Source organism: Aldersonia sp. NBC_00410, from assembly GCF_026342035.1.
Lineage (GTDB): Bacteria > Actinomycetota > Actinomycetes > Mycobacteriales > Mycobacteriaceae > Aldersonia.
On the sequence record NZ_JAPENM010000009.1, the window covers coordinates 1 to 25,095 of the forward strand.

Below are 25,095 nucleotides of genomic sequence, written 5' to 3' on the forward strand. Positions count from 1 at the left end.
CAGCGTTCGTCCACCGGCCACGGCCCCGCCCAGCCCTGCAGGGCCCAGACCCGCCGTCCCCAGCGGAGCCGGGCGGGCGGAGCACTGAACGCCCCGCGGTCGGTGACCTGCACCGGGCGCCCGGCCTCGTCCTCGAGCAGCACGTCCGGCCTGGTGTCGAGTACCGCTGCCGGTGCCGGCTCCGGCAGCCGGCCCGGCCAGGGCAGGTGCGGATCCGCATCGGGGGTCGGTTCGTCGCCGAGTGGAACCAGGGTGATCCGTTCGCCCGGGCCGCGCCCGCCGGAGAGCACCCCGGATCGGACGGCGCTGCCGCCGAGCAGTCCCTGCACCCGGATCAATGCCCGCCGGGCGCGCTCGTCCTCCGCACCGACCCCGCCCCACAGCCCCAGCTGCAGCGCTCCCGCGGCGACTACCTCGACCGGTTCGAGTCGGAGCAGCACGATCCCTGCGGTGGGCCTGGCCTCGTTGCGGCCGGTGAGCCAGCCGTCGAGCTGCCAGCGCACCCGGTCCGCGGTGCCGTCCGGGGTGAGCGGTTCGGCGCAGCGCCAGGTGCGCGAGAGGTGTTCGCCGTTCGCCGTGCCTGCCTGCACCAGCAACCGAGTGCAGGCCACCCCGGCAGCAGCGAGCCGCCGGTGCAGTTGCTCGGCAAGTGCGCGCCCGGCGAAGGCCGCCGCGTCGACCCGATCGATCGGTGGGTCGCAGGACTGGCACACCTCGAGGTCGGGCGGCAATCCGCGAGCCGAGGGTGGCCGCTCCGGCTCGGCGCGGGCGCCACGATGGGCCAGCACCGCATCGGTCCCGAAGCGCGAGGCCACATCCGTGGGTGACAACGCGGCGAACGCCCCGATGGTGCGTAATCCCAAGCGCCACAGCAGATCCACCAGTTCTTCCCGGTCGGGTGCGGCCAGGCTGGGCTCGGCTGCGAGCTCGGCGACCGGCAGGGGCGCCAGAAACTGCGCACCCGCACCGGGCGGAACGAGCGTGGCATGCCGGGCGGCGATCACCGCGGTGGACAGCTCGTCGGCGATACCGATCTGGCACTCCACCCCCGCCGCGGCGGCCGCGTCGACGAGCCGTTCCCCGGCGGCCGGTTCGGAACCGAAGTACCGGACAACGCCGCGCGCCGAGAGCACGAGCAGCCCGGGTCGCAACACCTCCACCCCCGGCGCGACGGCATCGATCGCCGCAACGACCGGTTCGAACAACCGCGCGTCCCGATCCGGGTCGAGGGTCACGACGTGCAGTTGGGGGCAGCGCGCCTGGGCCTCCCTTCGACGCAGCCCGCGCCGCACTCCCGCCGCCCGCGCCGTCGCCGAGCAAGCGACCACCCGGTTGGCCGAGGTGACCGCCACCGGACGGGTGGGCGGCAGGTCCGCTGCCGCGGCCGCGGCGATCGCCGGCCAGTCGGGACACCACAGGGCAAGCACCCGGGCCGGTTTTGCCGCGGGCGCGTGCCCCGCCTCGGCCTTGTTCACCGGGAGACCGCCTCGGGCAGCCGGGTGAACGCCAGGTTCTCCGGCACCCACTCCACACCCCCACGAGCAACCGGCCGCACATCGACCCGCACCGTCCGCGACGGGGCGCCCCGGCGCGTGGCACTGACATCGAGCTGCACCGCCCGCACCCGCCCGCAACCTCGGCCGAGCCCCTCGTAGCCGACGACGCGGGCCGCGAGCGACAGCTCGACACCGGTCCAGTGACCGTCGGTCACCACAAGCGCAGCCCCCTTGCTCCGCGCCCGCGCGACCAGGGCACGCGAACGCGTCGGTGCCACTGCCGCGCCGCCGAGCCCGAGCACCACCAGGTCCATTCCGTCCAGCAGCACCGCGGCCACCTCCACCGGGTCGGGACCGGGATCGGGGACCACGGCGATGCGGTCGAGCCGGGCGCCCATCTCGACCGCGGCGAGCAACCCGAACCGGGGCATACCGATCAGCACCGCATGCGCGCCTGCCTTCGTCGCCGCGGCGAGCAGACCGGCGAGCAGCGAGTTCGGCCCCGAATACGACGCCACCGATCCCCTGACCAACCCGCCCTTAGGCAGCAGCCGGGCAATCCCGTCCGGTACCGCGAGCACCTCACGCTCGTCGGCGGCGAGCGGCAACCGGCCGGTGGACGCCTCACCTCGGCCGGGCACCGCGGCAATCCGGCGACGCAGTTGCTCCAGCCGCTCCTGCCGGTCGGGACCAGCCGGGACATCTGCTCCGGCATCGGCCGATTCGATTGCAGCCGAATGTGATTCGAGTGGCAATGTCACACGTACCCCCATGTTGCAGGCGTAGCTGCGCCGCAGGCGGCACAGCGCAGAAAACCACGGGGAAGACGCGGTATTCGAACACATATTCGAACACTTCAAGTAAAGCCTCGGCCGGGTCGGCCGTCAAGTCCAGCCGCTCACCTGCGCAGGCCCGACAGGCCACCAGCACAGCCACTCGAGTCAACTAATCTCGCCTACGTGAGCGTCCCCCGTCCCCCCGTTGGTCCCGACTTCCTGGTAGCCGGGCGCTACCGACTGCGTACCAAGCTCGGCGGTGGCGGGATGGGTTCGGTCTGGCTCGCCCACGACCGGCTGCTCGATCGCGACGTCGCCATGAAACAGATCACCTCGACCACCGGCCTGAGCGCGGTCGAGGCGCAGCGGGTCCGCAACCAGGTGATCAACGAGGGCCGGATCGCCGCACAGCTCTCGCACACGCACGCCATCGCGATGTACGACGTGGCGATCGAAGGCGGCGAGCCCTGGCTGGTAATGGAGCACCTGCCCTCCCGCAGTCTCGCGCAGGCGCTCAACGCCGCCGACACCATTCCGGCGATCGAGGTCGGCCAGATCGGCGCACAGATCGCCGACGCACTCGCCGACGCACACGCGGCGGGCATCGTCCATCGCGACATCAAACCGGGCAACATCCTCATCGCCAATCGAGGACGTGGCGTCGGCATCGTCAAGATCTCCGACTTCGGTATCGCCAGGACGGTGGGCGACACCGATCCCGAGAACTCCGAAATGATCACCGGCACCCCGGCCTACCTCGCTCCCGAGGTGGCTCGCGGCGCCAACCCGACCGCGGCGAGTGACGTATTCTCCCTCGGTGCAACGCTTTACACCGCGGTGGAGGGACAGCCGCCGTTCGGTATCGACCCGGATCCCTCGTCCATGCTCACCAAGGTCGCTGCCGCCGAGATAATTCCGCCGCAGCGCACCGAAATGCTCACCGACGCACTGCTGCACATGCTCGAACCCGACCCGGCACGTCGGCCGAGCATGGCGCAGGCACGCGACGAACTCCTCGCCGCGACGATCGGCGCCGGCAGTAATGCCGCCTACATCCTCGGCGCACCGTTGCGTTCCCGGGACGGGTCGGTGCCCGCTTGGGCGGTCCGACCGGCCGGCGCGAGTGGTGGCCGCCGGGTGCCCGATCGCACGGTTCCCGGCTCGGCGATGCGCCCGGCACGTCCACTCCCCGCGGCCACGCAGGGATCGGATCCCGTTCCCGCGCAAGGCTCGACCGACGACACGACCGGTTTGGCACCATCCCGCCCCGGCACCACGCCGTCGTTCCCGACGCAGGCAGAGCGGAAATCCCTGTCTCGTAGGCAGGGCCTCCCGATCGGCGCCCTGGTCGCGCTACTCGTCGGCGCCGCGGTGGTCGTGGTTGCGCTGGCCTTCCTGATCGCTTCCGCCTTCTGAGCCTGCCGGCGCCGGCTAGCGCGGCGCGTCGGTCCGGGGCGCAAAGGGCTGGGGGCCGAGTTCGACGAGCGTGCCCGGCCGCGCCAGGGACGGCACCACAATCCGCCCGCCGCGCGCCTGTTCGACCACCTGCCCCTGCCATGCCACCAGGCAGGAGGCGCTCTCGGTGGCGTAGGCCCGTTCCAGGACCGGCGCGAGCGCCTTCGCCACGTCCCCCTCGGCAGCGATCAGTTGGTCCCGGTACGGTCCGTAGTACGGCAGAATCGCCTGCAGCACAACTGCTTCCACCGCCTGAACGTTCTGAATGATCGGATCGATCTGCGGCTGGTAGTGGGTGATCACCGGCGCGATCTCGGCCAGAATCGGCCCGGCCAGGCGCAGCATCGGCTGGTACACCGACGCCAGCGCAAACGCCTCCGAGGAGAACGGTCCGGCCAGCGGAGCCAAACCGATCAACGATGCCAGGCCGCCCTGCTTCTCCGGTGCCGGCCAGCCCAGCGGGCACGGCGGCTGCGTCACCTGAATCGTCGCGCCGAAGGGGCTGCCCGTACCCGGCGCGACCGCGCCGAGCGGGACGGCGCCCGCGGGCCCGGCGCCCGGCGCGGCGGTCGGCAGCGGGACGGTCGACACCGGGGCGGTACCGATCGGTACCGCACCCGCCCCGACGCCGCCGCCGAGCGGGACCGACGCTGCCGGTGCGGGCGTGCCGACTGCGGGCGGCGCGGCCGGCGCAGGTGCGGTCTCGGCGTTCCCGGCAGGCGGCGCGACCGGCGCCGGGGCCACCTGCGCCTGCGGCACGACAACCGCGACCCGATCGCCGTTGTCCACCGTCAACGCGGTCACCGCGACCGAACTGCCGATCACCGCGGCGGCCGAGACCACGCGAATGATGGTCGCGAGGCCAGATCTGGGTCGTGCGGACGGGTTGGTCATCGCATCCTCTCGATACCGCTGCTTCGTCTCATCGCTCAACCGCCTGAGCCCGTTGGTGGCGCATTGCCCGGGCCGCCCGGCGCGGCGGCACCCGGTTCGAACACGCCCCCGAGATGCCAGACGCCGGTGAAGCCGTTGAACGGCCCGCCCACGATCAGGCTGGTCCACTCGAGGGTGAAGGCACGGCTGTCCGGGTCGAAGGTGCCCGTCGCCGGTGGTCCGCTGGCGGCCGTCTCGCTGGGCATGTTCAGCCATTTCTGCGCGACCCAGTCCCACGCCTGCCGGACCTGCGCAGCGACCGGCACGTCCGGTCCCGCCTTCGCCGGCGGCTTCGGTGCACCCTGGTTGAATTCCTGGTTGTTCCACGAGGCCGCCCACGCGGACAGGTCCGCGGTCAGCACGCCGGCCTTGTTCACCACCGACGGCGCCACCACGCCGCGCTGGGTCTGCGGGTCGACCGGGTTGGTCGAGGTGCCGAATTCCACAGCGAAGAACTTCGTCGGCTTGGTGATCGACCCGGCCAGCGAATTACCTCCCGCGAAGGCGGGATTCGGCTCGGACTGGTAGCCGCCGGTGCGCAATCCACCTTCGGTGCCGGGCTCCAGCAAAGTTGCGGCGCCCCCGGGAACGATCGAGTCACCGTTGGGCATGTACGGGCCGGACTCGGGCGTGCCGCCGGGTTGCACCATCCGGAACCAGGTGCCGGACACCGTCTCCCCGTCCACCGTTCCCGGTGTCAACCGGAACAATCCGATCAGTGGCTCGTCCTGCGCCGGCGTGTCCGACCCCGCCGACTCGGAGCTCGAGCAGGCCGACCCCAACAGCACGAAGATCGCGACCAGGATGGCCGTAACGATTCGTCGATTCATCGATTCTCTCCTTGCACCGTGGCGCGTCGTCGATCGAGCAGCACACGAGCCGGCTCGGCGACGAGCACGCCCAGCCCGGCCAGGCCCGGCAGCAGGAAGAACCACCCGAACCGGTCGAATGCGGAAAAGCCGAGCGGCGCTGTGGAATCGTTCAATTCGGAGACTGCGGTGTAGTTGTCGACGTTGTCGTTCAGCACGCCGATCAGCCCGGCGAACTGGGAGGTCATCGGCTGCCAGCGGGCCTCGAGCGCCGCTATCGCACCGACATCCGCGCCCGGGTCGGCGGCGAGCACGGCCTTGGTGTAGCGGCTGTTCAGCTCGCCCTGCCCACCTGCCAGGGTGACGAAGTAGCCCTGCACCTGCCGGACGCGATCATGCGTCATGATGGCCGAGAAGTCCTGCAGCAGTGGCGTTCCCGAGGGTGCATTGGTAAAGAAGCCGCCCGCGAACGGCACGACGAGTAACCACACCACCGCCAGCCCTGCCACGCCCGTCGCGAACATCGAACGCCGGCCGCGCCGCGCCGCGCGCCAGCCGAGCGCGCCGGCGAGAACGAAAGCGAGCCCAGGCAGGACAAACAGCCAAGGCAACAGCGCGAACGGCGGCAGCGAGGAAAGCTGCTGATAGCGAACGGCGTTCGATTCGACAGTGTCCAACATCGCGGACATGTCGGCGTCGATGCTGGGGTATTCACGCACCAGCGCTGCCACGTACGGATAGTCCCCGACCGGCGCGTGCCCCGACAGTTCGAGCGCCGCCACGTTCTCCCGCGCGGCATCAACCGTGGCCAAATCGGCACGGAACTCCGCGATCCGTTCGGTCTGGATGTACGGGGCGAAAGAGACGATCATCTCCTGCCCCTGCGCGGCTCGAGTGAACATGCCGAGCAACAGTGGGGCGAGGATCAGCGCCACCCCGAGCGCTGCCAGGAGCAGGTGCGGAATTCGGGACCTGGGCGCGCGGATCCCGGCGACCTCGGCAGCGTGCGAGGAGACGACGTCCCCGTAGGCCGGGAATGCGGCGCCTACGGTCGCCATGCCTGGCCGCGGTTCGGTCATGGGCGCCGTCTCCGGCCCGCGATCCGGTCCGCGGACAGGAACGCCGCCACACCCGCCAGGCCGACCACGATCAGGGCCGGCACCAGCCAGATCGGCAGGTCGCGATCATCGGGCAGATCGATCGTCTTCGCTACCGGCGCCGGATCCGCCGCGCCGGCTTGCACGGGTGCGGCGGGCTCGTCGCCCGGCGCCGGTGCTGGACCAGGTGCGGGTGCTGGAACAGGTGCCGGTGCCGCGATTCCCGCTGCGGGCGCCCCGGGTGCCGGTGCCCCGGGTGCCGGACCAGCCGGGACGGGTGCGGCGGCCGGTCGCAGCGCGGTACCACCGCGGTACTGTCCGGCGAGGTGCCAGAGCCCGGTGAAGTTGTCGAACGGTCCGCCGACGATCTGGCTGGTCCACTCGAGCACGAAGCTGCCGGTGGTGGGGTCGATCGTGCCGCGCACCGCCGTCGTCTTGCCCGGCAGCCCGCCGCCCGGCTTCGGCGCACCCTGGTTGAACACCTGGTTGTTCCAGGTCACGCCGAGGCTGCTCAGGTCACCGGAGAGAGCGCCGCCGGTGGCGATTATCTGCGGCACCGCAGTGCCCGTTCCGGTCTGCGGATCGGTCGGATTGGTCGCGGTCGCGAAGCCCACGCCGTAGAACCGGACCGGGGTGGTGACCCGCCCCGAGACGGCATTACCGGCGCCCGTCGAACGCCGCCGCGGGCTGCGGCTGATAGCTGCCGCTGACGAGTCCGCCGTCGCTGCCCGCGGAAAGCGGAGTAACGCTCTGGTCGCTGCACGCGGAGTCGCTGTTGGATAGGAACGGACCGTTCGCGTCGCCGGTGGGCAAGATCATCCGGAAGAAGCTGCCGCTCACCGCGCCGCCCGCGCATACTCCGGGCGACAGGGCGAACAAGCCATCCAGCGGCACCGGCGTTTGGGCACGAGCAGGCGACGCCACCATCACCCCGACGGCGACCACAACAGCCGATACGGCCACGGTAAGACGGGACACATGGCCAAGGACGGTGTTCACCTCAACAGGTGAGCGAATAAGGGACGCATTGTCACTGGTTACGATCGGTGCGATTCGAAGTCACGCTGCTCGCGCCGGTGTCCTGAGTCGTTGATCCTGGATGCGCCACTCGGTCTGTGAGATCTGTTGCGGGCAATGGGATGGTTGTGGGGCAAACCACAGGTGCATCCAGGTGCCCGACACCGACCGCAGGCGTTCCCCGTGAGACGGTGGTCCACCAGTTCTTTCCGGAGCTCTGAAACGACTAGTCGATACGACGCCGGTGCGCCCACCGGGTGAGCGCATTGCGGTTGGACTGCTGCGTCTTTCGCAGCACGTTCGACGCATGCGTCTCCACGGTCTTCACCGAGATGACGAGTTCCTCGGCGATCTCGCGGTAGGTGTACCCACGGGCGAGCAAGCGCAGCACCTCGAGCTCGCGCGGGGTCAGCGAGTCGAGTTCCGGATCGAGCGGCGGTTCGGGGACCGGTGACTTGCCGGTGAACGAGTCGAGCACGAACCCGGCCAGCCGCGGACTGAACACCGCATCGCCACCGGCCACCCGGCGCACACCGGTGGCGAGTTCGGACCCGGAAATGGTTTTGGTGACATAGCCGCGGGCCCCCGCCCGGATCACCGCGATCACATCCTCGGCCGCATCCGACACGCTCAGTGCCAGGCACACCGGTCCCGGGTCGATCCGGTTCAGCACCGCCACCCCGCCGCCGTCGGGCATGTGCACGTCGAGCAACACGACATTCGGGTGGGTGTGGTTTATCCCGAGCACGGCCTCCTCGACCGTGCCCGCCTCCCCGATCACCTCGATATCGGTCTCGCTGCCGAGTTCCGCACGCACACCGGAGCGAAACACCGCGTGATCATCGACCAGAAAGACCCGATACGGCTTGTGCCGCACCGAAGTATCCGCAACGGTCACCGGGGCTGCTCCTCACGGTGCTTGGTTTCCATTTGATCCTGCTTCTCCGCCTGCTCTGCGTCGTCTGTCTCGGCAGCCGCCGGCTCGAATGTCCGCCCCGCATCGGCGCCCTTGCCACCCCTGGCCATTCGGATTCGCACCTCGGTCCCCCGGCCGGTGCCGCTGATCAGCTCGACCTCACCGCCGCGCCGCTCGACCCGACCGCGGATGGAGCGCGACAGCCCCTGCCGATCCGCGGGTATCTCGTCGATGTCGAAACCGACGCCGCGATCCCGGACGAAGACACTCACCCGGTCGTCCTCACACTCGGCGAACAGGTCGACCTCCGCGACCCCGGAATGCTTGGCGGCGTTCACCAACGCCTCCCTGGTCGCGCCGAGCAGCGCGGTGAAACGCTCACGCGGGAAATCCTGTGCGTCGCGGTGATTCTGACCTGGGCCGCCGGTGGGCGCGACATCACCGACGATCACCGGGGTGACCTTCACCCCGTACTGGTCCTCGACCTCGCCGGCGATCCTGCGCAGCGCTGCCGCCAGGCTCGACTGCGGACGTTCGGGCTCGTCGAACAGCCAGGTCCGCAGCTCACGTTCCTGGCTGCGCGCCAGCCTGTTGACCTCTTGTGCATTGCTCGCCTGACGTTGGATGAGCGCGAGCGTCTGCAGCACCGAATCGTGCAGGTGCGAGGCGATCTCCTCACGCTCCTCGTTGCGAATTCGCGCCGCCCGCTCGGCATTCAGCGCGCGCATGGTGCGCAGCCAGAGCGGGACGGTGAGTAGGCCGACCCCGAACAGTGTCACCGCGACGGCCAGCAACGCCGGGCGCAGCGCGTCGAGATCGACGCGCGCGAGCACCACCACGGCGAGACCGACGACGATGAGCGTCGCGCCGGCCACGATTCGCGACCAGGTGAGCACCGTCGGTCGGTCCGGCAGGCCGAATATCGAACGTGATGCGTCCGAGTCGAATTCGTGCCAGATCAGGCCCGCGCCGATCACCACGACCAGGATCGGGACGATGACCTGCCCGGCGGTGCCACTGAACATCCAGGACAGCGCGGCGGCCAGTCCCAGGCCCATGATCGCCAGCCCGTAGGCACGGCGCCGCTCACCGGCGGATGGCCGCGCAGTGTCGGATCCGCTCGGCGTGAAGACCCAGATCAGTCCGTAGGCAACGATCCCGGCGCCGGCGAGCGCGGCGAGGAGTACGAATGCCACTCGGACTTTGAAGGGGTCGATGCCGAGGTGATCGGCGATCCCGCCCGCGACACCGCCGATGATGCTGCCGCCGGAGCGACGGACCAGCCTGGTCGGGTCGCGTTCCGGCGTCGTGGCAGGAGGGAACACGGACGGCACATCTTCGATACTGGCACGTCGGGCCCGTACTCGGCATCGGGGTTTGCCCTGAACCTGTCCGCGACGTATCGGGGTCGCGCCGCGTGGACGGCCCACGAAGATCAGGGTTCCCCCCGATGCGGAAATGCAGCCCGAGCGGCCACGATTGCTACATGAGCACGACGACCTTCGGCGATCAACTGGCCGACCTCTGGCGCACCCGCCCTGTCCGACTGCCCGACCGCGGTCCGATCGCGGGTGTCGCCGCGGGTATCGGCTACCGCTACGGCGTCGACCCGGTGCTGGTTCGCATCGCCTTCGTCGTCTCCACCATCTTCGGCGGCGCCGGAGTGGTCCTCTATCTCGCCGGGTGGCTGCTGCTCAACGACGCGCGCCACGAGTTCTCCCGCGCCGAGGCATTGGTGGGCGGACGGCGCAACGATAGGCAGTCGTCCAGGAAGACGGTGATCCTGATCGTCGCCCTGTGCATCGCCGTCGGCACGATGGGACCGGTCGGTGTCGGACTGGGCGGGTCGGGTCTGATCAGCACCGCCCTCATGCTCGCCGGCCTGTGGCTGCTGTACCAGCGTCGACCGCTACCGCCGCCGCTGCCGGTCGGCATGTCGGCGCCCTACGACTCATTCGGCCCCGCTCGTGGATCCGGAATTGGTTGCGGTCCAGGTAGATTCGGTCCGCCGTGGCGGGCCATGCAGAGTGACTACACGCCGTACACGCGGCTGCCGGAGCACTACGAGCCCGGCCCGGCCGTGACACCGTCGACTGCGCAAACCGCACCCGACAGGCCGCAATCATCGGTCGACGACGAGGAATCCGGACCCGCGCGGGAGAACGATCTGCCTGCACCGCCTTCGGGCTGGTCGAGCACCCCGCCCGCCGGCACGCCATCGACGACCACTCGACCGCCGGCCTGGGATCCGTTGGGCGTCGCGCCGTTCGCCTGGGATCTACCCGAACCGACACCGACCCAGGTCCCCGAGGTCGCCCAGACCGTGCGCGGACGTTCCCGGCTCACCACGACGGTGATCGGCCTGGCAATCCTGGCCGCCGCCGGTTCCGGTATCGCCGCCGCGCTCGGGGTGGAATGGTTCACCCCCGCCCGGATCGGTGCGATCGCGCTTGCCGTGATCGGTGTCGGCCTGATCATCGGGGCCTTCCTGCGCCGGGGCTACGGGCTGCTGATCGTCACGGCTCCGGTGCTCGGCTTCGTCGTGCTGGCTTCGCTGGTCGGCCCGGTCGATTTCAACAGCACCGGCAACCAGACCTGGCAACCCGCGACTGCCGCCGACCTGCGGCCGGAGTACGTCGTCCGGTTCGGCGAGAGCACTCTCGACCTGCGCGGACTCGAACTCACCGAGAACCGGACGGTGCAGGTGAAGCAGGAGTTCGGCCAGGCGACCGTGCTGATTCCGACGAACATGAACGTCCGCAGTCATTGCGAGATGCAGTTCGGCGACGCGACCTGCCTGCCCGAAGGGCTGACCGGTGGACCGGACGGCACCGACGGGCCGGTGTTGACCCTGGATGTGGATGGCCGCTTCGGCAAGGTGGAGGTGCTCCGTGGCTGACGAATTCGATACCGAAACCGAAACCAAGACCGCCAAGCGCGGACCGTCGGTCCTGCTGCTGCTCTCCGGGATCGTCGCTCTCGTGGTCAGCGCTTGGGCGCTGGCCGGCGGCAACGCCTGGCCCTTCGACGGGGTGGACGGCCTGAACTTCGGCTGGATCCTCGCCGTCGCCGCGATCGTGGCCGGTGCGCTGCTCGTCTTCGTACCGGGCAAGCGCGCACGTCAGTAGGGCGGCGCGGTTACTCCCACTCGATGGTGCCCGGCGGCTTGCTCGTCACGTCGAGCACGACCCGGTTCACCTCGGCGACCTCGTTGGTGATCCGGGTCGAGATCCGCTCCAGCACCTCGTAGGGCAGTCGCGTCCAGTCCGCGGTCATCGCGTCCTCGCTCGACACCGGCCGTAGCACGATCGGGTGACCGTAGGTGCGTCCGTCGCCCTGCACCCCGACACTGCGGACGCCGGCGAGCAGCACCACGGGGCACTGCCAAATCTGCTTATCGAGATCGGCTGCGGTGAGTTCCTCGCGGGCGATCGCATCGGCCTGCCGCAGGGTCTCGAGGCGATCGAGGGTCACCTCGCCCACGATGCGAATCGCCAGACCGGGCCCGGGGAAGGGTTGCCGGTTCACGATCTCGTCGGGGAGTCCGAGTGCGCGCCCCACCGCACGGACCTCGTCCTTGAACAGCAATCGCAGCGGCTCGACGAGCTCGAACTCCAGGTCGTCGGGCAGACCGCCGACATTGTGGTGACTCTTGATGTTCGCGGTGCCGGAACCGCCGCCGGACTCGACCACGTCCGGATACAACGTGCCCTGCACGAGGTATTCGACCGATGGCGTGCCTGCCTCGCCGACCCCGCTGGTCTCGTTGACCACCTGCGCGACCGCGCCTTCGAAGCTGCGGATGAACTCGCGTCCGATGATCTTGCGCTTGGCCTCCGGGTCGCTGACACCGTCGAGTTCGCCGAGGAACGTGTCCACCGCGTCGACGGTGACCAGCTTGGCGCCGGTGGATTCGACGAAGTCGTTCTGCACCTGTTCACGCTCGCCGGCGCGCAGCAGCCCATGATCGACGAAAACACAGGTCAGCCGATCCCCGATCGCGCGCTGCACGAGCGCTGCGGCAACGGCCGAGTCGACGCCGCCGGACAGTCCGCAGATCGCGTGCCCGTCACCGATCTGGCTGCGGACCTGCTCAATCAGTGTTTCGGCGATATTGGCGGCCGTCCAGGTCGCGTCGATGCCGGCGATCTTGTGCAGGAAGCGGCTGAGCACCTGCTGACCGTGCGGCGAATGCAGCACCTCGGGGTGGTACTGCACACCGGCAAGGCGGCGCTCGACGTTCTCGAACGCAGCGACCGGCGCACCCGTGCTGGTACCGGTGACCTCGAAGCCCTCCGGGGCGTCGGTCACCGCGTCGCCGTGACTCATCCACACCGGCTGCAACGTCGGCAGCCCGCCGTGCAGGATGCCGCCATCGACGCTCAACTCGGTGCGGCCGTACTCGCGGGTGCCGGTCTGCGAGACCGTCCCGCCCAGCGCCTGCGCCATCGCCTGAAATCCGTAACAGATGCCGAAGACCGGGATGTCGTGGTCGAACAGCCGCGGGTCGAGCTGCGGAGCACCCTCGACGTAGACACTCGACGGCCCGCCCGACAACACGATCGCGCGCGGCTTGCGCGCGACGATCTCGTCGACCGTGAGGGTGTGCGGGACTACCTCGGAGTACACCTTGGCCTCGCGCACGCGGCGCGCGATCAGTTGCGCGTACTGGGCGCCGAAGTCGATGACGAGGACCGGGGAATCGGGCTGCTGGGGGTTGGCCACTCGCATGAGTCTAGCTGCGACGACTTCGCTCAGACGCAGCCGTCAGGCCGACTTGATCTGCACGATCGGCAGCCGCAGCGCCGCGGGTGCCTCGGCAGGCACCACCGGCTGCTTCGGCTGCACCGGAGCGAGGCGCTGGTAGCCCGCGCCCTGCTCGGGGCGGGTGTCGAGTTCGCCCTTGTTCGGCCACATCGCGGCCGACCGTTCGGCCTGCGCGCAGATGGTGAGCGACGGGTTTACACCGAGGTTTGCCGACACCGCGGCGCCGTCGACGACGCTCAGCGTCGGGTAGCCGTAGACGCGGTGGTAGGGGTCGATCACGCCATTGGTCTCGTCCTCGCCGATGGTGCAACCACCGAGGAAGTGCGCGGTCAGCGGGATGTCGAAGATTTCGCCCCAGGTGCCACCGGCGACGGCGTCGATCTTGTCCGCGATCCGCCGGGTCGCCTCGTTGCCGACCGGGATCCAGGTCGGGTTCGGTTCGCCGTGCCCCTGTTTGCTGGTGTAGCGGCGCCCGAACAAGCCCTTCTTCGTGTACGTGGTGATGGAGTTGTCCAGGTTCTGCATGACGAGCGCGATCATCGTGCGCTCGCTCCAGTTCTTCACCGACAGCAGCCGCAGCGTCCCGACCGGGTTGCACAGCACCGCCCAGATGAACTTGAGCCAGCGCGGGATTCGGCCGCCGCCGTCCACCATCAAGGTCTGCAGCAGGCCCATCGCATTGGAGCCCTTGCCATAGCGCACCGGCTCGATATGGGTGTCCGCGGTCGGATGGAACGACGAAGTGATGGCGACGCCCTTGGTCAGGTCGAGTTCGGGGTCCACCTTGTATTTGCCTGCGCCGACAATGGATTCGGAGTTGGTCCGGGTGAGCAGGCCGAGCCGCTCGGAAAGCTTCGGCAACACGCCCTCGTCGCGCATCTTGAACATCAGATGCTGGGTGCCCCAAGTTCCGGCGGCGAGTACGACCTGCTGCGCGGTGTAGGTCGTGGGTCGCTTACGCCGCCATGCACCGGTGCGCTCGGTGGCCACGTCCCATGAACCGTCGGAGTGCGGGGTGACCGAGGTGACGGTGCTCATCGGAATGATGTGCGCCCCGGCCTTTTCCGCGAGTCCGAGGTAGTTCTTGAGCAGTGTGTTCTTGGCGCCGTGCCGGCAGCCGGTCATGCACTCGCCGCATTCGATGCAGCCCGTGCGGTCCGGGCCGACCCCGCCGAAGTACGGGTCGGCGACGGTCTTGCCCGGTTCGCCGAAGAACACGCCGACCGGGGTCTGGATGAACGTGTCCCCGACGCCCATCTCGTCGGCGACCTGCTTGATGACCTCGTCAGCGGGGGTCATATGCGGGTTCTGCACGACGCCGAGCATCTTGCGCGCCTGCTCGTAGTAGGGCGAGAGTTCGTCGTTCCAGTCCGTGATGTGTGCCCACTGCTGGTCCTCGAAGAACGCGGCGGGCGGCTTGTAGAGAGTGTTGGCGTAGTTCAGGGAACCACCGCCGACCCCGGCGCCGGCCAGAATCAGGCAGTCACGCAGCAGGTGTACGCGCTGGATGCCGAAGCAGCCGAGCTTGGGGGCCCAGAGGAAGCGCTTGAGGTCCCAGCTCGTCTTGGCGAAGTCTTCGTCGGCGAAGCGCCGTCCCGCCTCCAGGATGCCGACGCGGTAGCCCTTCTCCACGAGACGCAGCGCCGTGACGCTGCCACCGAATCCGGAACCCACGATCAGGACGTCGAAGTCCGTGGCGCGCTGCGCGACCATGCCAACTACCTCCAAGCAATCGAGCCGACGACGCGGGCTGCGCGAGCGTTCGGCGCTCTTACTGTAACGACCGGTACCACCAAACTGCCACTTCGGGTTCACGCACAGCTATCCGCAAGAATCCTCCGCTCCCCGCACAGCGGTGCGCTTTCTGCCGATTCACGGTGTTGTCGCAGCCAGGCGCGAGGTCCCAGCGGTGGCAGGGCGTGGCGATCGGCGCTGCAGGCGTGCGCGGACTACGCGCCCGACCGGTCGGGGGGCGGGCGCGTAGTCGGGCGGTTCAGTGGCCGGGGGTTCAGACGCCCAGGTTGCGGACGAAACCGTCCGGCACGACCACATCGGAGGGCGTGAGTTCGTGCACCGAGGCTCGTCCGAGCCCGAGCAGTGCCGAATCGATGCCGCCGCGCAGGATGTCGAGCACGTTCTCCACGCCGGCCTGGCCGTTCGCCGCGAGGCCCCACAGGTAGGCGCGGCCGATCATCACCGCATCGGCGCCGAGCGACAACGCCTTGACCACGTCGCTGCCGCGCCGGATGCCCCCGTCGAGCAGCACCTCGATGTCATCGCCGACGGCCTCGGCGACCGCGGGCAGCGCGCGGATCGGCGCGGGCGTGCCGTCGAGATTGTTGCCGCCGTGGTTGGACACCGAGATCGCGGTGCAACCGACGTCGCGGGCGCGCTTCGCATCATCGACGCGCATGACGCCCTTCAGCATGAACGGACCGCCCCACTGCTCGCGCAGCCACGCCACGTCGTCCCAGGTGGGCAGCGGGGTGCCCATCCACTCGCCGTAGGCCCCGAAGAAAGTGGGGGCGACGCCGCCGGGCGCGGTCAGGTTGGGCGTGGTCAGGTCCGGCACCCGGCCGGTCTTGCCGAACTGCCACAACCACTTCGGGCGGGTGATGCCCTCGGGCGCGAACTTCCACATCGCCTTGAGGTCCATCTTCTCCGGGATCTGCGGGCTACCCCAGTCGCGGCCGTTGGAGAACGACCAGTCCAGAGTCATGATAAGCCCGGTGGCGCCGGCGGCGCGAGCCCGCTCCATGCGCTGCACGAGCACCTCGCGGCTGCCCACCCAGTACATCTGGAAGAAGGTCTGCGGATTCGCGGCCGCGACGTCCTCGATCGACTTGCTTGCGAACGAGCTCAGTCCCATCGCGATACCACGGGCCGCAGCGGCGCGGGCGACGGCGACCTCACCGTCGGGGTGGACCGCCTGCACACCGGTGGGCGAAATGAGCACCGGCATCGAAATCGGCTGCCCCATCACGGTGGTGGACAGGTCACGCTTGTCGGACAGGCCGGCCACATGCGGCGCGAAGCCGACTTCGCCGAACGCGGCAAGGTTGTCGTCGACCGTCAGGCCGCGCTCGGAGCCGGCGACCAGGGCGCTGTACACCGACTTCGGCAGCCGTTTCTTGGCTCGCCGCTGCGCCTCCGCAACGGTCTCGAACCACGCATTCTTAGCCATGTTGTCCTCTATTTCATTCCCGCGAGGGGGTTTTCGTCACAGATCTTGGCCGGTGGCCGGGTCATCAGAGTGAGCGGGACCGGCGCCTTCGGCGTGCGGCGTTCGGCGCGTTTCCCCGTCCTCGAGTGATCCTGGCTGGACTTCGGCACACTCCGGTCCGCATTGAGCGCCGACTCGCCATAGCCCTGAACACATTCGGGGTCGGGGCCGTCCATCGGCAGGCCGGTGAAGAATTTCGCCGCCATGCACCCGCCGCGGCAGGAGTCATAGTGGTCGCACTTGCTGCAGGCGCCGCCGGTCTGCGGCGAGCGCAGCTCGGCGAACAGCTCGGAGTGCTGCCAGACCTGCTGGAAACCGCCGTCGCGCACGATGTTTCCGGCGAGGAACTGCTCGTGAATCGCGAACGGGCAGGCGTAGACGTCACCGATCGGGTCGATCAGGCACACCACACGACCGGCGCCGCACAGGTTCAGACCCGGCAGCGCGTCACCGTAGGCGGACAGGTGGAAGAACGAGTCACCGGTGAGGACGCCGTCGCCGTTGGCGACGAGCCAGTTGTACAGCTCGCGCTGCTGCTCCGCTGTCGGGTGCAGTTCGTCCCAGACGTCGGCGCCGCGACCGGAGGGCCGCAGTCGCGTAATGCGCAGCGTCGCACCGTATTTATCGGCAAGCGCCTTGAACTCGTCGAGCTGCCCGACGTTCTCGCGGGTGACGACAACCGAAATCTTGGCGTCCTTGAAGCCCGCCTCGGCGAGGTTCTCCAGCGCGCGAACCGCCATATCGAACGAGCCTGGGCCGCGTACCGCGTCGTTGACCTCGGCGGTCGCGCCATCGATGGATATCTGGACGTCGACGTAGTCGCTCGCGGCCAGCCGGGCCGCGACCACCTTGTCGATCTTGACACCATTGGTGGAGAACTTGACGCCCACCTGGTGTGCCGTCGCGTAGTCGACGAGCTCCCAGAAGTCCGAGCGCACAGTGGGTTCGCCGCCACCGATGTTCACGTAGAAGACCTGCATGCGCTGCAGTTCGTCGATGATCGCCTTGCACTGCTCGGTGGACAACTCGCGCGGGTCGCGACGCCCGGAGGAGGACAGGCAGTGCACACACGACAGGTTGCAGGCGTAGGTGAGCTCCCAGGTCAGACAGATCGGCGCGTCGAGACCGAGCTCGAACTGATCGACCAGGCGGCCTACCTTGGGCGGCGTTGCAGTGGGGGCGGAGAGTACGGACGTCATGGAGAAACCTCCTCGGAATCCACGGCAGGAACGATCATGTTCGAGCCGGCAAGCGTGGCCAGGGCCTTGCCGTATGCGCCGGTGGCCGATTCATCGACCCCCGCCGCCCGCAATGCCGTGCGCGCATCCGGATGGTCCGGCAACGACTGCACCACCTCCACGACGGTGCGGTTCTTCAGGAACGACAACTTCCGGGTGCCGAAGTGGTAGAGCAGGGCCCCGAACGGCTCCGGTCGAATCGCGACCTGCGGGTGCAGGCGCCAGCGAGCGTCCAGCTCGAATGCGGGCACGACATCGGCGGCCATGGTCAGTAGACCCCGCACATCCCGTCGATGGAAACCTCTTCGACCAGGGTTTCTTCCACCAATGAGTCCTCGGTGACGGACTCGTTCCGGTCAGCCATCTGACACCTCCGTGTGTTGTGTGAGCGGATGCGAGTCGACCAACCGTTGTGACCCGCCTCACCAAGATATGGCATCGAGTGCAGAAAGGGAATATGGGCTCGGCATCGCCTGGGCGGACCAACCATTCGGGCAGGTCGCAGCCACTCCGGGCAGACACCACGAAGACGCGCCGAACTCAGCCCAGCGTGATCAATTCGGTGATGTCGTCGAACGGCAGCCCGCCGTCCACCACTGCGGTCACGGTGGCGTAGTTGAGGTTGATCGAGCCGCCGTGGTTGTCCAGGAAGGCGGTGTCGGCGGCGTCGCGTCCGGTGGCGATCCGCAACAGCGACTGCCGCGGCGCGAGACACGTCGCGTCCACCACCCGCCACGCGCCGTCGACGAACGCCTCCGCCACGGCGTGGAAGTCCATCGGGTCGCAGCCGGGCGCATACACCGCGACCAGACGGGCGGGGACGTTCACCGCACGGAGCAGTGCGACGACGAGGTGGGCGTAGTCGCGGCACACGCCTTTTCCGGACAGTAACGTGTCGGTCGCACCGTCGATGGGGTCGCTGCTGCCGGGCACGTAGTCCAGCCGGGAGCCCACCCAGGCCGATACCTTTTCCAACAAGGTGGCCGATCCGGTGTAAGAGCCGAATTCGGTTGCCGCGAAACCGAAAAAGGTGTCCGCTTCGGCGTAGCGGCTCGGTCGCAGATACACCGACAGGTCATAGGCATCGACGGGCGGCGGCTCGGCGCGACCGAATACAGTGGCCTCGTACGACGCCTGCAGGTTGCCGATTCCGGCCGAAAACTTGTGGATGCGGCTGCCGTGCACACCGATGATCTCCTGCGCCTGCACGGGTGTGCCGTCGTGCCAAAACGACAGCGATTCGGTGATCGTCGTCCCCGGGTGCGGGGCGACCGCGATCTGGAACTCCAACTCCGTGGGTTCGGTGATATCGAGGTCGAGTTGGGCGGAGACGTCACGTTTCACCAACGTCATCCTGCCATGATCACCGGCTCGTGGTCGTCCGGCGGGACGCGTCACGTCACGGTCGCACCAGAATCTTGACGTTTTCTTCCTTGTTCGTGATCAGCTCGTCGAACCCGTCGGTGACGATGCCGTCGAGCCCGATCCGCCCGGTGATGAACTGGTAGGCGTCCACCTTTCCGTCCGCGATCATGGCGATGGTCGCCGGGTGGTCACCCGCGTAGGCGAGGCTGCCGCGCACTCGGGCCGCAGATTCCGCACCACCGCACCTCCACCTTCACCGTGCCGGGTCGGGTGGCCGGCTCGGGGATGTCGTCGATCCGGATGTCCTTCGGACCGTAGAACCGTGCGGCCTTCATGCTGAATCCTTTTCCATCGCTTCGCTCTATGCCGTGTGGTGCACTTCCTGCAGGCCGTAGACCGGCGTCGGGATGTTCTCGTAGCGCGCCTTCAGCTGCAGCGCGAGGTAGAGCGAATAGTGCCGCGACTGATGCAGATTGCCGCCGTGGAACCACAGCCCCTCCTGCTGGGTCGGCTTCCACATATTTCGCTGCTCGCCCTCCCAGGGACCGGGGTCCTTGGTGGTGTCCGAGCCGAGGCCCCACACCTTGCCCACCTTGTCCGCGACATCCTGGCCGATCAGGTCGGCGACCCAGCCGTTCATCGAGCCGTACCCGGTCGCGTACACGACGAGGTCGGCTTCGAGTTCGGTGCCATCGTCGAGGATCACACTGCGTTCGGTCAGTTCACGCACGTTGCCGTGCGCCAGCTTGATATCACCATTGGCCACCAATTCCGCGGAGCCGACGTCGATGTAGTAGCCCGAGGCGCGACGCAGGTACTTCATGAACAGACCCGAACCGTCGTCGCCCCAGTCGTGCCAGAAGCCGGCCTGCTCGAGCCGATCGTAGAAATCCTTGTCCCGCTCGCGAATAGCGTCGTAAACCGGAATCTGGAACTCGTGCATGATCCGGTACGGCAGCGAGGCGAAGGTGAGATCGGCCTTGGCCGTGGTCATTCCGGCGGCGAGCGCCCGCTCCGAGTAGAGGTCGCCCAGCCCCAGGTCCATCAGCGAGTCCGACTTGACGATATGCGTCGAGGACCGCTGCACCATCGTCACGTCGGCTCCGTGTTCCCAGAGCGCGCCGCAGATGTCGTGCGCGGAGTTGTTGGCGCCGATCACGACGGCCTTCTTGCCGGCGTAGCGGTCCGGCCCCGGATGATGGCTGGAGTGGTGCTGATCGCCCTGAAACTTCTCCATGCCGGGGAACGACGGCACGTTCGGCTTGCCCGACATTCCGGTGGCGAACACGAGTTGCTTCGGGCGAAGGACGATCTCCTCGCCGTCGCGGTCGACGACGACCGTCCACTCCTTGGCTGCCTCGTCGTAGGACGCGGACGCGCAGGTGGTCTTGCTCCAGTACGGAACCTCCATGACCCGGGTGTACATCTCGAGCCAGTCGCCGATCTTGTCCTTGGGCGCGAACACCGGCCAGTTGTCCGGGAAGGGCAGGTACGGCAGGTGGTCGTACCACACCGGATCGTGCAGGCACAGCGACTTGTACCGCCCGCGCCACTGGTCACCCGGCCGATCGTGCTTATCGAGTACGACGGCGGGCACACCGAGTTGGCGCATCCGGGCACCCAGTGCGATGCCGCCCTGGCCACCGCCGACGATCACCACGTACGGCTGGCGGGTGTAGCCGAGTTCGGCATCCTCGGCGGCGCGCTGCTCGGACCAGGTGACGCGCTCCTTGTCGGCGCCGTGCCGCACGCCCCTGGGCCGCCGCGCGCCCTTGCCCTCCTCGTGGCCCTTCAATTCCTGCATCGCGGTCAGCAGGGTCCACGCGCGGTCACCCGGACCGTCATCGTCGTGCTTCAGCCGCAGGTGTCCGACGCCGCGCCCCACCGCCGTCTCGAACGCGATCCATGCGCTGGTCACACCGTCCGCCTCGGTCGGTTCCTCGGTGGTGTGGAACCCGCCCGGGTCGGTGTCCTCGACGCGAGCGGCGAGCATGTCCGCGACGCCGTCGCGACCCTCGACGGTCTTGAGGTTCCAGGTGAACGCAGTCAGGTCCCGCCAGTAGCTATCGAGCGCGAACATGCCCGCCGCGGCCGCCACATCTCGGCGGGACAGGGCCGCCTCGAAGCCGGCCAGCCAGGCGTCGACGCGCCCGGCGGGTGTCTGCGTCTGCTGCTGTGCCGTCGTGTCGGGCTCGAGTGTTCGGGTCATCACAACCTCCTGATGGAAACTCTTTGTGATGTAGAGCACACACCTGCGCGCAGCGTCGGCGACAGGGTTGCATCGAATTGCATTCCGATTGGGAGCTCCGGTTGCGTGGCCCAGATCACAGCGTCCGCGCATATGCTCGGGTAGATCCGGCAGAAGGGGTACGCCCAGTGAGCATGTTCAGTGCCGTGCGGCCGGGCACCGACTTGCCCAGCTACGCCCGCGACCTGCGCCGAATGCACGAAGCGGTGATCGGCGGCACGGCCACGACGTTGCATCCCCGCGCGCTCGTCGCGCGTTCCTGGACGCGCGTGCTCGACGCGGGTCTCGACCCGGACGGCGCGAACAAGCGTGATCCGCTTCCCTTCGCCGACGTCGAGCGGCGGCGCCGCGCCTCGCCGCTGTCGGGCGTCATCGCCGAGCTGCGCGACGCGATCTCGCCGGTCGCGGACGCGTCGCTGTTGCTCCTGGTCGTCACCGACGCGGACGGGATCATCCTGTGGCGGTACGGATCGGCGAAGGTGCGCCACCGCGCCGACGAACTCGGGTTCGAGGAGGGCAGTCGCTGGACCGAGACGGCCGTCGGGACGAACGCGATCGGCACCGCGCTCGCCGAGTCCGCTCCCGTGCAGTTGTTCTCCGCGGAGCATTTCGAACAGACCCAACACCCGTGGTACTGCACGGCTGCGCCGATCCACGACCCGCGCACCGGCGACCTGCTCGGCATCGTCGATGTCAGCGGGCCCGCGTTGACGCTGCACCCGACGATCACCGCACTGGTGGAGACCGCGGTCCGGCTCGCCGAGTCGCAGCTGTGGCGACACCACGAGCGCCGGCTCGAACGACTGCGCACCGCCGCCGCGCCGCGACTCGCCTCGACCGATGGCCCGTTGCTGCTCGTGGACGAGCACGGCTGGGTGGCGCACGCGTCGGGCATCGCGGCCCGAGACCGCATCGCCGCACCGCGCGGCGAGCGCGCGCTGACCGTGCCCGGCCTCGGCCTGTGCGTGCCGGAGCAGATCGGCGACGGCTGGCTGGTGCGCCCCGCCGGCGCCGACACGGGGCTGCGGATCACGCTGGACACCAGGACGAGCAATCCCACCGTCGACGTCACCGGCGGGGATCGGTCGTGGCGCAGCGGCATCACCGCCCGGCACGCCGAGATCCTGCAGTTGCTGCACCGCGCCGACGCGCCGGGCCTGTCGGCCGTCGAGCTGAGCCGGGCGATGTATGGCGACCCGGACCACGTGGTGACCGTGCGTGCCGAGGTGTCGCGGCTGCGCCGGGTGCTGGGCACCGTGGTGGAGACCAAGCCGTACCGGCTCGCCGACGCCGTGCAACTGACCGTGCTCGGCCCCGATGGGAGGCAACCCATCCAATCAACCTGAACGAAACGGTTCCCTTCGCAAACACGCATGCGAAATGTGGGCCGCGCCATGCTCCGCGCGAACGATTGGAACCCGATGTCGGTCACCGACGCACTCATCGAGAACAACAAGACCTACGCCGAGACATTCACCGGCCCACTCCCGTTGCCGCCGAGCAAGCATCTCGCCGTGGTCGCCTGCATGGACGCTCGACTGGACGTATACCGCCTCCTCGGCCTGGCCGACGGCGAGGCGCACGTCATCCGTAATGCCGGTGGCGTCGTCACCGATGACGAAATCCGTTCCCTCGCAATCAGTCAGCGATTGCTCGGTACCCGCGAGATCATCCTGATCCACCACACCGACTGCGGCATGCTGACGTTTACCGACGACGAGTTCAAGCGCTCGATCCAGGACGAGACCGGGATCAAGCCGGCATGGTCTGCGGAGTCGTTCCCCGATGTCGACGAGGACGTCCGCCAATCGATCAAGCGGATCGCGGCCAGTCCCTTCATCACGAAGACGGAGTCGTTGCGCGGCTTCGTCTTCGACGTCGCGACCGGCAAGCTCAACGAAGTCGTCGTCGACTGAAGCCGACGGAGTAGCCGAGCCACCTCGCTGCCCGCGTCACGCGACGGCGATTTCCTCGAGTCGGTCGTAGCCGGCGCGGATTCCGGATTCCATGCCGCTCGCCATCGCGGCGTCGCGGGCTTCGATAGACGGGTACAACTCGTGCAGGGTCAACCTGCTGCGTCCACCACCGAGATCCTCGAATGTCGTGGTGTCGACGCCGACTTGGTTGGGAGCGAAGCTCACCTCGAAAGTCTGCACGAGCAGCCGGTTCTGCTCGACGGTGTGGAAGACGCCGCGAAAGCTCATAATCTCGCCCGCGGTGTTGTCCCCGCCTGCAGCGCGGGCATCATTCACAGGGCCCTTGATCACGTATTTCCACGTCCCACCGGGAGCAGCGTCGTACTCGATCACTTCGATGCCGTCGCCGGCGCTGCCGATCCATTGTTCGTACAGCTCGCGCGCCACATGTGCACGAAAGACGGCCTCGACCGGCGCGTCGAACTCGCGGACGATATCGACATACGGTGTGCCCGGTGTCGCGGTGATCGTCGTCGGATTGCTCATTGTTCTTCCTCCTGTTCCGTTGCACTGCCAATACTTTCCAGAAGTGAGTCGAGTCGCCGATAGTTGCGCTCCGCGGCGAGGCGGTAGTGGTCGATCCAGCCGGTGAGGCGTTCGAGCGCCACGCTGTCGAGATGTACGGGGCGTCGTTGCGCCTCGCGGGTACGCGTCACCAACCCGGCGTGTTCGAGCACCTGAATGTGCCGCGACACCGCCTGTTTGGTGATTGCGAACGGTTCTGCGAGTTCATTCACCGTGGCCGGCCCGCGTGACAGCCGGGCGATGATCGCCCGCCGCACCGGATCGGCCAACGCCAGGAACGCCTGATCCAGCGCCTGCGCATCCTCCACGACCCTAATCAACCTCATCTTTTATCAACGAATTGATTGATTAACAATCTACGCCGAGACCGTTCGGCGGTCAACCACCGAACGGTCTCGTACTCTTCGTATTACCGCTTCGCGGCGTACCTCGGCGTCAGTAGTAGACCGGCCCGGGCACTCCGCCGCCCGCCGCCACGGCGTCACCGGTGATCGCAATGCTGCGCGGCGAGGCGAGGAAGGTGACCACGTCGGCCACCTCCGCGGCGTCGACGACCCGGCGAATCGAGTTCGTCGCAAGACGCTCTTCCAGTTCCGCCACCGGCACCCCCTCCGCCTCGGACTGCGCGGCGAGCCGTTCGACGAGACTTTCGGTGCGGGTGACCCCCGGGTGCACCACCGTCACGTTGATCCCCTTCGGCCCGAGTTCGTCGGCGAGGTTCTTGGTCAGCGCGGAGACGGACACGTTGCGCACCGTCTGCGCGATCGAATTCGCCTGGCGGGCACCGAGACCGCTGATATTGATGATGCGGCCCCAACCCTGCTCGACGAAATGGGGCGCTACCGCGCGCGCCGTGCGGAGATAGCCGAGCACCTTGATCTCCACCTCCTCGCGCACCACATCGTCGGTGGTCGACGCGAAATCGCGCGGCTTCCCGGCGCTCCACGGTGTCGCCGCCGAGTTGACCAGGATGTCCACTCCCCCGAGTTCGCGCACCGTGCGATCCACCAGTGCCTGCACCGAGGCTTCGTCACCGGTGTCGGTCGGGACGCCGATGACGCGCCGGCCGGTCTCCTGCGCGAGCGCCTTCGCGGCGAGTTCGAGCGGTTCGGCGCTCCGTGCGGCGAGCACGACGTCGGCGCCCTCCCCGGCCAGCGCGCGTGCGATCGCCAGTCCGATCCCGCGGCTACCGCCGGTCACAATCGCCCGCTTGCCACTCAGTCCCAGATCCATCCGTACTCAACTCCCGTTCGC

General features: G+C 68.5%; 24 protein-coding genes and 2 pseudogenes. 5 read left to right on the top strand and 21 right to left on the bottom strand.

The genetic code is table 11. The features are described from left to right. On the bottom strand, positions 1-1,475 hold a 1,475-nt coding region (locus tag OG921_RS19995; protein ID WP_266114285.1), incomplete at its 3' end, for a DNA polymerase Y family protein. Beyond that, positions 1,472-2,224 (bottom strand): hypothetical protein, encoded by a 753-nt coding sequence (locus tag OG921_RS20000; protein ID WP_266114529.1) that lies wholly within the window; start codon positions 2,222-2,224, stop codon positions 1,472-1,474. The genes OG921_RS20000 and OG921_RS19995, both read right to left, overlap by 4 nt. 231 nt (positions 2,225-2,455) lie before the next feature. Between OG921_RS20000 and OG921_RS20005 the strand changes: the two genes are divergently transcribed. Beyond that, positions 2,456-3,688, top strand: a complete 1,233-nt coding sequence (locus OG921_RS20005) for a serine/threonine-protein kinase (RefSeq protein WP_266114286.1) — start codon at positions 2,456-2,458, stop codon at positions 3,686-3,688. Positions 3,689-3,703: 15 nt separating this feature from the next. Here the strand turns inward: OG921_RS20005 and OG921_RS20010 are convergent, their stop codons facing one another. From OG921_RS20010 to OG921_RS20040, 6 genes and pseudogenes are all read right to left on the bottom strand, one after another. Further along, entirely contained in the window at positions 3,704-4,621 is a 918-nt protein-coding gene (locus tag OG921_RS20010) for a hypothetical protein (protein WP_266114287.1), read from the bottom strand. 35 nt (positions 4,622-4,656) lie between these two features. Beyond that, on the bottom strand, positions 4,657-5,490 hold the full coding sequence (locus OG921_RS20015) for a hypothetical protein (protein WP_266114288.1): 834 nt from the start codon (positions 5,488-5,490) through the stop codon (positions 4,657-4,659). Continuing rightward, positions 5,487-6,548, bottom strand: coding sequence for a hypothetical protein (locus tag OG921_RS20020; RefSeq protein ID WP_266114289.1), 1,062 nt, complete (start codon positions 6,546-6,548; stop codon positions 5,487-5,489). Before OG921_RS20020 ends, OG921_RS20015 begins: the two co-directional genes overlap by 4 nt. Next, positions 6,545-7,493, bottom strand: a pseudogene (locus tag OG921_RS20025) (hypothetical protein). The gene OG921_RS20020 and the pseudogene OG921_RS20025 overlap by 4 nt, the downstream one beginning before the upstream one ends. A 316-nt stretch (positions 7,494-7,809) precedes the next feature. Beyond that, complete coding sequence (locus OG921_RS20035; RefSeq protein ID WP_323182830.1) at positions 7,810-8,481, bottom strand: response regulator transcription factor; 672 nt, start codon at positions 8,479-8,481, stop codon at positions 7,810-7,812. Further along, positions 8,478-9,842: an ATP-binding protein gene (locus tag OG921_RS20040; RefSeq protein WP_266114531.1), complete on the bottom strand. Its 1,365-nt coding sequence runs from the start codon at positions 9,840-9,842 to the stop codon at positions 8,478-8,480. The genes OG921_RS20035 and OG921_RS20040 overlap by 4 nt, the downstream gene beginning before the upstream one ends. 143 nt (positions 9,843-9,985) lie before the next feature. On the opposite strand from OG921_RS20040, the gene OG921_RS20045 reads away from it, so the two are divergent. Next, positions 9,986-11,398: a PspC domain-containing protein gene (locus tag OG921_RS20045; RefSeq protein WP_266114292.1), complete on the top strand. Its 1,413-nt coding sequence runs from the start codon at positions 9,986-9,988 to the stop codon at positions 11,396-11,398. Further along, on the top strand, positions 11,391-11,627 hold the full coding sequence (locus OG921_RS20050; RefSeq protein WP_266114293.1) for a hypothetical protein: 237 nt from the start codon (positions 11,391-11,393) through the stop codon (positions 11,625-11,627). The genes OG921_RS20045 and OG921_RS20050 overlap by 8 nt, the downstream gene beginning before the upstream one ends. 10 nt (positions 11,628-11,637) lie before the next feature. Here OG921_RS20050 and guaA read toward each other — a convergent pair whose 3' ends face one another. The 10 genes and pseudogenes from guaA to OG921_RS20100 all read right to left on the bottom strand — a co-directional run bounded on the left by guaA (position 11,638) and on the right by OG921_RS20100 (position 21,301). Next, positions 11,638-13,230 (bottom strand): glutamine-hydrolyzing GMP synthase, encoded by a 1,593-nt coding sequence (guaA, locus tag OG921_RS20055; protein WP_266114294.1) that lies wholly within the window; start codon positions 13,228-13,230, stop codon positions 11,638-11,640. Between the two features lie 36 nt (positions 13,231-13,266). Further along, positions 13,267-14,979 carry a GMC family oxidoreductase N-terminal domain-containing protein gene (locus tag OG921_RS20060; RefSeq protein ID WP_266114295.1) on the bottom strand — a complete coding sequence of 571 codons (1,713 nt, stop codon included), beginning with the start codon at positions 14,977-14,979 and terminating at the stop codon, positions 13,267-13,269. 295 nt (positions 14,980-15,274) lie between these two features. Further along, the gene (gene mftD, locus OG921_RS20065; RefSeq protein ID WP_266114296.1) at positions 15,275-16,450 is read right to left on the bottom strand and encodes a pre-mycofactocin synthase MftD; all 1,176 of its coding nucleotides are present in this window, start codon (positions 16,448-16,450) and stop codon (positions 15,275-15,277) included. A gap of 8 nt (positions 16,451-16,458) precedes the next feature. Then, entirely contained in the window at positions 16,459-17,688 is a 1,230-nt protein-coding gene (gene mftC, locus OG921_RS20070) for a mycofactocin radical SAM maturase (protein ID WP_266114297.1), read from the bottom strand. Next, entirely contained in the window at positions 17,685-17,993 is a 309-nt protein-coding gene (mftB, locus tag OG921_RS20075; protein ID WP_266114298.1) for a mycofactocin biosynthesis chaperone MftB, read from the bottom strand. The genes mftC and mftB overlap by 4 nt, the downstream gene beginning before the upstream one ends. A gap of 2 nt (positions 17,994-17,995) precedes the next feature. Then, positions 17,996-18,091 (bottom strand): mycofactocin precursor MftA, encoded by a 96-nt coding sequence (gene mftA / locus OG921_RS20080; RefSeq protein ID WP_266114299.1) that lies wholly within the window; start codon positions 18,089-18,091, stop codon positions 17,996-17,998. Between the two features lie 176 nt (positions 18,092-18,267). Further along, positions 18,268-19,080, bottom strand: a complete 813-nt coding sequence (locus OG921_RS20085) for a transglutaminase family protein (protein ID WP_266114300.1) — start codon at positions 19,078-19,080, stop codon at positions 18,268-18,270. A 46-nt stretch (positions 19,081-19,126) separates the two neighbouring features. Next, positions 19,127-19,309: a hypothetical protein gene (locus tag OG921_RS20090; protein ID WP_266114301.1), complete on the bottom strand. Its 183-nt coding sequence runs from the start codon at positions 19,307-19,309 to the stop codon at positions 19,127-19,129. Positions 19,310-19,313: 4 nt separating this feature from the next. Next, positions 19,314-19,427, bottom strand: a pseudogene (locus tag OG921_RS20095) (2,3-butanediol dehydrogenase); the annotation flags it as partial. Positions 19,428-19,453: 26 nt separating this feature from the next. Further along, entirely contained in the window at positions 19,454-21,301 is a 1,848-nt protein-coding gene (locus OG921_RS20100) for an NAD(P)/FAD-dependent oxidoreductase (protein ID WP_266114302.1), read from the bottom strand. Positions 21,302-21,468: 167 nt separating this feature from the next. Between OG921_RS20100 and OG921_RS20105 the strand changes: the two genes are divergently transcribed. Next, complete coding sequence (locus tag OG921_RS20105; RefSeq protein ID WP_266114303.1) at positions 21,469-22,686, top strand: GAF domain-containing protein; 1,218 nt, start codon at positions 21,469-21,471, stop codon at positions 22,684-22,686. A gap of 75 nt (positions 22,687-22,761) precedes the next feature. Continuing rightward, on the top strand, positions 22,762-23,256 hold the full coding sequence (locus OG921_RS20110) for a carbonic anhydrase (RefSeq protein ID WP_266114304.1): 495 nt from the start codon (positions 22,762-22,764) through the stop codon (positions 23,254-23,256). Between the two features lie 36 nt (positions 23,257-23,292). Here the strand turns inward: OG921_RS20110 and OG921_RS20115 are convergent, their stop codons facing one another. From OG921_RS20115 to OG921_RS20125, 3 genes are all read right to left on the bottom strand, one after another. Further along, the gene (locus OG921_RS20115; protein ID WP_266114305.1) at positions 23,293-23,802 is read right to left on the bottom strand and encodes an SRPBCC family protein; all 510 of its coding nucleotides are present in this window, start codon (positions 23,800-23,802) and stop codon (positions 23,293-23,295) included. Further along, complete coding sequence (locus tag OG921_RS20120; protein ID WP_266114306.1) at positions 23,799-24,149, bottom strand: helix-turn-helix transcriptional regulator; 351 nt, start codon at positions 24,147-24,149, stop codon at positions 23,799-23,801. Before OG921_RS20120 ends, OG921_RS20115 begins: the two co-directional genes overlap by 4 nt. A 127-nt stretch (positions 24,150-24,276) precedes the next feature. After that, positions 24,277-25,074: an SDR family NAD(P)-dependent oxidoreductase gene (locus OG921_RS20125; RefSeq protein WP_266114307.1), complete on the bottom strand. Its 798-nt coding sequence runs from the start codon at positions 25,072-25,074 to the stop codon at positions 24,277-24,279. Positions 25,075-25,095 lie beyond the last annotated feature (21 nt).